This window comes from Seohaeicola nanhaiensis (assembly GCF_042654245.1).
GTDB classification, from domain to species: Bacteria; Pseudomonadota; Alphaproteobacteria; order Rhodobacterales; family Rhodobacteraceae; genus Seohaeicola_A; species Seohaeicola_A nanhaiensis.
In genome coordinates, this window is record NZ_JBHSGI010000033.1 from 561,218 (window position 1) to 569,938 (window position 8,721).

General features: G+C 63.6%; 9 protein-coding genes. 3 read left to right on the top strand and 6 right to left on the bottom strand.

The window, feature by feature from the left end; genetic code table 11:
* The first annotated feature begins 20 nt into the window (after positions 1–20).
* Positions 21–848, top strand: a complete 828-nt coding sequence (locus tag ACFO5X_RS23925) for a DUF6473 family protein (protein WP_380722322.1) — start codon at positions 21–23, stop codon at positions 846–848.
* A 152-nt stretch (positions 849–1,000) separates the two neighbouring features.
* Here ACFO5X_RS23925 and ACFO5X_RS23930 read toward each other — a convergent pair whose 3' ends face one another.
* The 6 genes from ACFO5X_RS23930 to ACFO5X_RS23955 form a co-directional block, all read right to left on the bottom strand.
* Positions 1,001–1,924, bottom strand: a complete 924-nt coding sequence (locus ACFO5X_RS23930; RefSeq protein WP_380722324.1) for an electron transfer flavoprotein subunit alpha/FixB family protein — start codon at positions 1,922–1,924, stop codon at positions 1,001–1,003.
* Positions 1,924–2,682, bottom strand: coding sequence for an electron transfer flavoprotein subunit beta/FixA family protein (locus tag ACFO5X_RS23935; protein WP_380722326.1), 759 nt, complete (start codon positions 2,680–2,682; stop codon positions 1,924–1,926). The genes ACFO5X_RS23930 and ACFO5X_RS23935 overlap by 1 nt, the downstream gene beginning before the upstream one ends.
* 182 nt (positions 2,683–2,864) lie before the next feature.
* Positions 2,865–3,437, bottom strand: coding sequence for a cob(I)yrinic acid a,c-diamide adenosyltransferase (locus ACFO5X_RS23940; protein ID WP_380722328.1), 573 nt, complete (start codon positions 3,435–3,437; stop codon positions 2,865–2,867).
* Positions 3,437–3,634, bottom strand: a complete 198-nt coding sequence (locus ACFO5X_RS23945; protein WP_380722330.1) for a twin transmembrane helix small protein — start codon at positions 3,632–3,634, stop codon at positions 3,437–3,439. Before ACFO5X_RS23945 ends, ACFO5X_RS23940 begins: the two co-directional genes overlap by 1 nt.
* A 78-nt stretch (positions 3,635–3,712) precedes the next feature.
* Complete coding sequence (locus tag ACFO5X_RS23950; RefSeq protein ID WP_380722332.1) at positions 3,713–4,540, bottom strand: SDR family NAD(P)-dependent oxidoreductase; 828 nt, start codon at positions 4,538–4,540, stop codon at positions 3,713–3,715.
* 61 nt (positions 4,541–4,601) lie between these two features.
* Positions 4,602–5,222: an SH3 domain-containing protein gene (locus ACFO5X_RS23955; protein ID WP_380722334.1), complete on the bottom strand. Its 621-nt coding sequence runs from the start codon at positions 5,220–5,222 to the stop codon at positions 4,602–4,604.
* 205 nt (positions 5,223–5,427) lie between these two features.
* Here ACFO5X_RS23955 and ACFO5X_RS23960 point away from each other — a divergent pair, with 205 nt between their 5' ends.
* Both ACFO5X_RS23960 and ACFO5X_RS23965 read left to right on the top strand, forming a co-directional pair.
* The gene (locus ACFO5X_RS23960) at positions 5,428–7,860 is read left to right on the top strand and encodes a DNA topoisomerase IV subunit A (RefSeq protein ID WP_380722336.1); all 2,433 of its coding nucleotides are present in this window, start codon (positions 5,428–5,430) and stop codon (positions 7,858–7,860) included.
* A 75-nt stretch (positions 7,861–7,935) separates the two neighbouring features.
* Positions 7,936–8,538, top strand: a complete 603-nt coding sequence (locus tag ACFO5X_RS23965) for a hypothetical protein (protein WP_380722338.1) — start codon at positions 7,936–7,938, stop codon at positions 8,536–8,538.
* Positions 8,539–8,721 lie beyond the last annotated feature (183 nt).

The following is an 8,721-nucleotide window of genomic DNA, read 5'->3' on the forward strand; positions in this document are numbered from 1 at the left end:
GATCGAAGATGGTGGGTGCCATGAGTGTGGAACTACCCGGCGCGGAAGTGCCGGAAGCAGGCTATTGCCGATATCATGGGTCACGGCTGCAATGCCGGGGGCCGGAACGTCAGCTGAACACGCCCTATGTCGCCTTCCTGGGCGGTGCAGAGACCTTCGGGCGGTTTGTTCGGGTGCCTTTTGTCGAACAGATCGAACGCGCCACCGGGCGGATCTGCGTCAATCTCGGCGCATCGCATACCGGCCCCGAGGCCTGGCTTCAGGACGCGGCGCTCGTTGAGATCGCGGCCCGCGCCAGCCGCGCGCTGATCCAGCTCTCGGGAGCGCAGATGCTCTGCAATCCCTATTACCGCGTTCATCCGCGCCGCAACGACCGGTTTCTCGAACCGCTGCCGCCGCTGGCCGATCTTTATCCGGAAATCGACTTTACCGATTTCGCCTTCGTCAATCACATGCTGGCGGCCCTGAATGCCACCTCGCCGGATCGTTTCGCGCAGATACGCGAGGCGCTGCAAGAGGTCTGGGTCGCGCGCATGGCCGAACTGCTCGATCGGTTCGCCCGGCCGCCGGTCCTGCTCTGGCTGCGATATACCAGTATGACTCTCAATCGCGGCTGCCCCGATCTGGCTCTAAATCCGGTATTCGTAACCGGGCCCATGATCGAATGCCTGCGCGTCGGGGCAGGGCCGATCGTCACCGTGGATCTCGCCACCGCCAGTGCCGCGCGTGAGGTGGTCAAGATGCGCTTTGGCCCGATGCAGGCGCCGGCGGCAGCGCAGATGATCGGCCCCAGCGCACATCGCGCCGTGGCCCGGGCCCTGATCGATGTGATCGGCCCGGCGGAATGAAAAACACCCCGTCCGCGTGTCGCGGGCGGGGTGTCCTGAAAGGTCACTCGGTGAAAACGCTGGAAAGTCAGATAGTTGCCCCCCCGTCCTAGCTGGGACACGTTTTCAGGCATGAAAAAAGGCGGGCCTTGTCCCGCCTTTTTCCCAGTGTCTCAAAGCTTCTCGACCAGCTCCGGCACGGCGGTGAACAGGTCCGCCACCAGCCCGTAGTCGGCCACCTGGAAGATCGGTGCCTCTTCGTCCTTGTTGATCGCGACGATGATCTTGCTGTCCTTCATCCCCGCCAGGTGCTGGATCGCACCCGAGATGCCGACAGCCACATAAAGGTTCGGCGCCACGACCTTGCCGGTCTGCCCGACCTGCCAGTCGTTCGGGGCAAACCCCGAGTCAACCGCCGCGCGCGAGGCGCCCACGGCAGCGCCCAGCTTGTCGGCCAGCTTCTCGATCAGCGCGAAGTTTTCTTCCGATCCCACGCCACGGCCGCCCGATACGACGATACCGGCCGAGGTCAGTTCCGGACGATCGCTCGCCGCCACCTTGTCTTCGACCCAGGACGACAGATCCGACGACGCACCCGAGATCGTCTCGACCGGGGCAGAGTTCCCGGCGCTTGCAGCGTCGAAGGTCGAGGTCCGGAAGGTGATCACCTTCTTGGCGTCCTTCGACTTGACGGTCTGGATCGCGTTGCCGGCATAGATCGGACGCTCGAAGGTATCCGCATCGACCACGCCAGAGGCGTCCGAAATTACCATAACGTCCAGCAGCGCGGCCACGCGCGGCATCACGTTCTTCGCGTCAGTGGTCGCGGGCGCAACGATGTGATCATAGTCACCGGCCAGACCGACGATCAGATCGGCCGTCGACTCCGCCAGGCGGTGGCCCAGCCCGGCATCCTCGGCGCAGAGCACCTTCTTGACGCCATCGATGGTCGCCGCTTCCTTCGCGGCATCCGCCGCGCGGGCTCCGGCGCAGAGCACCGTCACATCGCCCAGCTTCGCCGCGGCCGTCACGGCCTTGGCGGTGGCATCCATTGCAAGTTGTCCATCAGTGACTTCGGCAAGCAGAAGAACAGCCATCAGATCGCCCCCACGTCTTTGAGTTTCTGAACCAGCTCGTCGACCGAGCCCACCATGATGCCGGCGGCGCGCGCCGGCGGCTCGGCGGTCTTGACGACCTCCAGCCGCGGCGCGACGTCCACGCCGTAATCGGCGGCGGTCTTCTCGTCGAGCGGCTTCTTCTTCGCCTTCATGATGTTCGGCAGCGAGGCATAGCGCGGCTCGTTCAGGCGCAGGTCGACGGTGATGATGGCGGGCATCTTCACCTTGATGGTCTGCAGGCCGCCGTCCACCTCGCGGGTGACGGTGGCGCTATCGCCATCGACCGTCAGTTCCGAGGCGAAGGTGCCCTGCGACCAGCCCAGCAGCGCCGCCAGCATCTGGCCGGTCGCATTCATGTCGTTGTCGATCGCCTGCTTGCCGCAGAGCACGAGGCCCGGCTGTTCTTCCTCGACGACCTTGGCGAGGATCTTGGCAACCGCCAGCGGTTCGATGTCCTGATGCACGTCATCGGCGGCCACGACCAGGATCGCCCGGTCGGCGCCCATCGCCAGCGCGGTGCGAAGTGTTTCCTGCGCCTGCTTCACGCCGACGGACACCGCGACGATCTCTTCGGCCTTTCCGGCCTCCTTGAGGCGGATCGCCTCCTCGACGGCGATTTCGTCAAAGGGGTTCATCGACATCTTGACGTTCGCCAGATCGACACCGCTTCCGTCCGCCTTCACGCGGACCTTCACGTTGTAGTCGATCACGCGCTTGACGGGTACCAGGACCTTCATCTGCGGTTCTCTCCTCAGCTTCTGCGAGCCGCAAGAACGACTCAATTCGGATTTTCCTCGACCCTGATAGCGGGCCACGCCGTGCTAAAACAGCGCAAAATCGTCACGTTAACGCCCGCCGACGCCGCGTTTCGGGGGCTGGCGGCAGGGTGATCGCACCTGTTTGCGCTATCGCCGGGCCGTCACCGGTTGGCTCCGGGCACCCAGAGAACGTCATCGCGTCCCTTGTCGTTCGCCATCCGCGCCGCAACGAAGAACCAGTCGCTGAGCCGGTTCAGATAGCGTATCGCGGCCGGGTTCACCTCTTCCGCGGCGGCGAGTTCCACCGCAAGCCGTTCGGCCCGCCGAGCGACGGTGCGGCAGACGTGCAGATGCGCGGCCAGCTTGGTGCCGCCGGGCAGAACGAAGCTTCGCAACGGTTCCAGATTCGCATTCATTGCGTCGATTTCCGATTCCAGCCGATCGGTCTGTGCCTGAACCATCCGCAGCGGCGGATAGTCCGAGGCCTCATCGGCCGCCATGTCCGGACGGCAGAGGTCGGCGCCGAGGTCGAAGAGATCGTTCTGGATGCGCATCAGCGCAGTGTCGGTTTCCGCTTCGGCCTCGAGTCTGGCAACACCGACCACGGCGTTCAATTCGTCCACCGTGCCATAGGCGCCGACGCGGGCAGAGTATTTCGGGACGCGCGCGTTGTTGCCAAGCGCAGTATCCCCCTTGTCGCCCGTGCGGGTGTATATACGGTTCAGAACGACCATCAGCCTTTTCCTCCGAGGTAGATGAACAGCAGGATCAGCAAAACGGCGACAAATTGGAAAAGCAGGCGCAACTGCATCATCTTGTTGGAATATTTGGCATTGAACTTGCCGCCCTTGGCAAAACCGCCAATGCCCATGGCCAGCACCACGACGACGGCGGCCATCACGATGAGGATGAGATAGTATAGTCCGTTCATGACTGCTCCCTCCGGATCTTGCCGTTGACATAACGCGCGCACTCCCGAAAGGCGAACCGCTTTTCTGTCGCGGTTGGCCTACAGGCGCGAAATCACGGCATCCATGGCCCGGGTCGACAGCACCCGGCGCAGCGTTCCGGCGAACCAGGTGGGCAGGGTCACGTAATAGCGCGGCTTCGGTCGGGTTGCTTCGAGGGCTCGGATGAGGGCGTGTGTTACCGCCGAGGGGGGCAGTTCGAACCGGTCGGGCCCACCGTCCTGATACATGCGCGGGATCAGACCGGTTTCGTAATCGGCGCGGCGGGGCGAAGACTTCCAGTCGATGAACCGCTCGAAATAGGGGATGCCGTTCTTGCGGAACCGTGTCGTGATCGGGCCGGGTTCGATCAGCACCACGTGAATGCCGGCGGGCGCCAGTTCGATCCGCATCACGTCGCTGAGCCCCTCAAGCGCATGTTTCGTCGCGGTGTAGGCGCCGCGCCAGCCGAGATAGCTTAGTCCCAGGGTCGACGAGCATTGCACGATATGCCCGGCGCCTTGCGAGCGCATGATGGGAATGACCTGACGCGTCAGGTCGTGCCAGCCGAAGAAATTGGACTCGAAGATGTCGCGCAGCGCTTCGACCGGCAGATCCTCAACCGCCGCGTTCAAACCGTGGGCGCCATTGTTGAACAGGGCATCAAGTCGCCCACCTGTGGCCGCCAAAACTTCGCCCAGGCCGGTGCCTATGCTGTCCGGATCGCAATAATCGATGCGCGGCGCCTTTAATCCTTCGCCGATCAGGCGGTCGCAATCGGCCTGTTGCCTGCACGAGGCGAAGACCTGCCAGCCGCGCGCCTTCAGAGTCCTTGCGGCGTCCAGGCCGATGCCCGAGGAGCATCCGGTAATCAGGATGGATTTTTGCATGGACCCGGCGCCTTTTCGATCTCGCGCCAGATGTGGCGCGCGCAGGCGGCGGATGCAACGCTCAGTTGGAGGCCGGGCCGACAAGCCGCTCAGCGATCCAGCCTACCTGGTCGCCGGGCAGGGTGCGCAAGCGCAGCCATCCAGCGCCGTTGCTGTCGAGCACCTGAACCTGCTGGCCCCTCTGCAGGCGGGCGAGGATCTCTGTGTCAATGCCCGGGCCGGACCGCAAGTTGACTCGCGTCGCGCTGATCGAACGAAGGTCGGCATTTGCATCGAGGGCCGGACGGACTGCGGCAGCCGATTGCAGCGCATCGCTGACCGCCGGCGCGGCAGCCGCATTCGGTTCAGGTGCCTCGAAGCTGGCAGAACTGGTGATTTCCTGCAGCGAGGCCATCCGGATCTGCGCGTCGTCGCTGGCGCGGAAAATTTGCATCCCGTCCGAAAGCCGCGCCCGGACCTGCGGCAATGGCTCGCGCGCTGGCGCGGCCGGGGAGCGGGGCCTGATCGCCTGTGTGGCGACCAGCGTGGCGGCGGTTGTCGGAACATTCAGCGTCACCGGCGGCGCTGGGGCTTCTGCAACCTCGAGGACGGGCCGTGGACGGGGTTTGAAATCGGCTCCCCCGCTCATCTCGTAGCCGGCAAGGCCAAGCATGGCGAAGGTGATCAGAATATAGCGCGGCATAGCGCCCCCCAAGGATAACCAAAGATACAAGCAAACGGCGGGCGGCAGCTGCCCGACCTGTCTAACATAGGGCAAAAGGGCGATTCGTCACATGCTGCAGGCAGTTTTTTCAAAAACGTGTGGCCTGTCCGCAGGGCGCCATTGGCTGTGGATAACCGCCTAAGGGCGCTTTACCAGGCCTGTCGCTCGGGTTACCACCGCATCTATGAATGACGTGGTTGACGACCCCCACATGAAGTCCCCAGACGGCCCCGGAGAGATCCGGGAGACGCTGCGCCGCGCCATCGGCGAGCGCTATCTGACCTATGCGCTGTCAACGATCATGCACCGTGCGCTGCCGGATGCGCGGGACGGGCTGAAGCCGGTGCATCGCCGCATTCTTTATGCGATGCGCGAATTGCGGCTGTCTTCCACCGGCGGATTCCGCAAGTCGGCGAAGATTTCGGGCGATGTGATGGGCAACTATCACCCGCACGGCGATGCGGCGATCTATGACGCCATGGCCCGCCTCGCGCAGGATTTCAACGTTCGCTATCCGCTGGTCGACGGGCAGGGGAATTTTGGCAACATCGATGGCGACAATCCGGCCGCCAGCCGCTACACCGAGGCGCGTCTGACCGTTGTCGCCGAGGCGATGCTGGACGGCCTCAACGAGGACGCCGTCGATTTCCGCGACAACTACGACGGCACCTTGACCGAGCCGGTGGTTCTGCCGGCCGAGTTTCCAAACCTTCTCGCCAACGGATCGTCCGGCATTGCGGTCGGCATGGCGACGAACATTCCACCGCATAATATCTCCGAGCTGATCGACGCCTGTCTTCATCTTATCAAGTCTCCGGATGCGCGCGACGATACGCTGCTGCAATACGTGCCCGGCCCCGACTTTCCCACCGGCGGCGTCATCGTCGAGCCGGCAGAGAATATCGCACAGGCCTATCGCACAGGGCGTGGCAGTTTCCGCCTGCGCTGCAAGTGGGAGGTCGAGGATCTGGGCCGGGGCACCTGGCAGATCGTCGTGACCGAGATTCCCTATCAGGTGCAGAAGTCCAAGCTGATCGAAAAGCTGGCCGAACTCATCCAGACCAAGAAGATCCCGATTTTCGGCGATGTCCGCGATGAAAGCGCCGACGACGTGCGTCTGGTGATCGAACCGAAATCCAAGAACGTCGATCCCGAGGTTCTGATGAACACGCTGTATCGCAACTCCGAACTGGAGGTGCGGTTCAGTCTGAACATGAACGTCCTGATCGACGGCGTCACGCCCAAGGTCTGTTCGCTGAAAGAAGTGCTGCGGGCTTTCCTCGACCACCGGCAGGATGTGCTGATCCGCCGCTCGCGCCACCGTCTGGGCAAGATCGACCATCGTCTGGAAGTGCTGGCCGGTTTCATCACCGCCTTCCTGAACCTCGACCGGGTGATCGACATCATCCGCTATGACGACGATCCGAAGGCCGCACTGATGTTCGAGGATTGGTCGAAGCCGCATCAGGCGACCATCCGGCGCGCGACGACGGAAGCGGATTACCTTTCGCCCTTGCAGGGCGTTTCTGTTGCCAGCCTGACGCTCGTCTCCGATCCGGACGCACCGGCCCCTTGGCGCGGGTCCGAGGAAAGCTCTCGTTCCGTCCCGCAGCGCTACGAGGGGCGGGACAATGGTCTTTCGGACGTGCAGGCCGAGGCGATCCTCAACATGCGCCTGCGTTCGCTTCGGCGCCTGGAAGAGCTGGAGCTTTTGCGCGAACAATCCGAATTGATGGAAGAACGTGCGACACTGGAAGACCTGCTGGACGATCCGCGCCTGCAATGGGCGAAGATTGCCGAGCAGTTGAGGGAGACCCGGAAGAAGTTTGGCAAGGACTATCCCGGCGGCGCCCGCCGCACGCTGCTCGCCGAGGCGGCCGAGGCAGAGGATGTACCTCTCGAGGCGATGATCGAGCGCGAGCCGATCACGGTGATCTGTTCACAGATGGGCTGGATCCGCGCCATGACCGGCCATATCGACGCCGAGCGCGAGCTGAAGTTCCGTGACGGCGATGCGCCGCGTTTCCTGATCCATGCCGAAACGACCGACAAGCTGCTGGTGTTCGGATCCAACGGGCGGTTCTACACGCTTTCGGCCGCAAGCCTGCCCGGCGGCCGCGGCCTGGGCGAACCGCTGCGCCTGATGGTCGACCTGCCCAACGATGCCGAGATCATCGATCTTTTCGTGCATGTCCCTGATCGCCGCCTGCTTGTGGCCTCTTCCGCCGGCGATGGCTTCATCGTGCCGGAAAACGAAGTTCTGGCGCAGACCCGGAACGGCAAACAGGTGCTGAACGTGTCCGCCGACGTCCGGGCCAAGATCTGCAAGCCTGTCGCGGGCGACGCGGTGGCCGTGGTCGGAGACAATCGCAAGGTTCTGGTCTTCATGGTCGACGAACTGCCCGAAATGGGGCGCGGCAAGGGCGTACGGTTGCAGAAATACAAGGATGGCGGTCTCTCCGATGCCACCACCTTCATCATGGCCGAGGGGCTCAGCTGGCACGATCCGGCCGGGCGCACCCGGACCGAGACCGATCTGGCCGAATGGACCGGGAAACGCGCCTCGGCGGGCCGGATGGCGCCGCGCGGATTCCCGCGTGACAACCGGTTTACATGACCATGCTTCCCGCGCGGCGTTTGCTTCGCGGGCGGTCATAGGCTATCTCGTGCCGAAACCGCATACGAGGCACGCATGACCCGCATCCTTTCCCTGCTGACGGCCCTCCTGATGATCGCCGCCTGTACGCCGGCCGCGACACCGGAAGATCCCCTGGCCGATCTCGGGGCCTTTCGCCTGGGCTACAACGTGGTGATCGCCGACAAGATGAAGAAAGGCCCTGTGTCGCGCGACGCGACCAAGGAAGAATGGGAGGGCGTGCTGAAGAATGCGGTGGCGCAGCGCTTTGGCCGGTATCAGGGCAATCAGCTCTACCATTTCGGAATCAGTGTCGAGGGCTACATGCTTGCGCCTCCGGGCGTTCCGCTGATCTACAAGCCGAAATCGGCGCTGATCCTCAACGTCACGATCTGGGACGATGCGGCCAACGCCAAGCTCAACCCCGAGGTCAAGCAGTTCACCGTTTTCGAGAGCACCACCTCGGGCACGTTCCTGGTCGGATCGGGCAACGAGCGCACCAAGGAAGAGCAGATGGCAGGCCTTGCCGCGAACGCGGTGCGCGAGATCGAGAAATGGATGGTCGAGCAGAAAACGGAAAAAGGCTGGTTCATGCCGCGCGCCGGCGCGGCAACCGAGGCACGCGTTCCCTCGGCTCTGGCGGCCCCCGTCACGGAATAGCAGGCACGCGCGGGGCAGGACGTGCTTGATTTCCCCGCGCGAACCCCCTATCTGCCGCCCGCAGAGTTGTAATCGCGGGGCCTGTGGTCCCGTCCAGCTGGAAGGCGCAGAGGAACATGGGCAAGGCAAAATTTGAACGCAACAAGCCGCACGTGAACATCGGGACGATCGGTCACGTTGACC

Bases quoted from the DNA above. Each gene is read 5' to 3' on its own strand.
- ACFO5X_RS23925 (WP_380722322.1), top strand. From the start codon at position 21: ATGAGTGTGGAACTACCCGGCGCGGAAGTGCCGGAAGCAGGCTATTGC.
- ACFO5X_RS23930 (WP_380722324.1), bottom strand. From the start codon at position 1,924: ATGGCTGTTCTTCTGCTTGCCGAAGTCACTGATGGACAACTTGCAATG.
- ACFO5X_RS23935 (WP_380722326.1), bottom strand. From the start codon at position 2,682: ATGAAGGTCCTGGTACCCGTCAAGCGCGTGATCGACTACAACGTGAAG.
- ACFO5X_RS23940 (WP_380722328.1), bottom strand. From the start codon at position 3,437: ATGGTCGTTCTGAACCGTATATACACCCGCACGGGCGACAAGGGGGAT.
- ACFO5X_RS23945 (WP_380722330.1), bottom strand. From the start codon at position 3,634: ATGAACGGACTATACTATCTCATCCTCATCGTGATGGCCGCCGTCGTC.
- ACFO5X_RS23950 (WP_380722332.1), bottom strand. From the start codon at position 4,540: ATGCAAAAATCCATCCTGATTACCGGATGCTCCTCGGGCATCGGCCTG.
- ACFO5X_RS23955 (WP_380722334.1), bottom strand. From the start codon at position 5,222: ATGCCGCGCTATATTCTGATCACCTTCGCCATGCTTGGCCTTGCCGGC.
- ACFO5X_RS23960 (WP_380722336.1), top strand. From the start codon at position 5,428: ATGAATGACGTGGTTGACGACCCCCACATGAAGTCCCCAGACGGCCCC.
- ACFO5X_RS23965 (WP_380722338.1), top strand. From the start codon at position 7,936: ATGACCCGCATCCTTTCCCTGCTGACGGCCCTCCTGATGATCGCCGCC.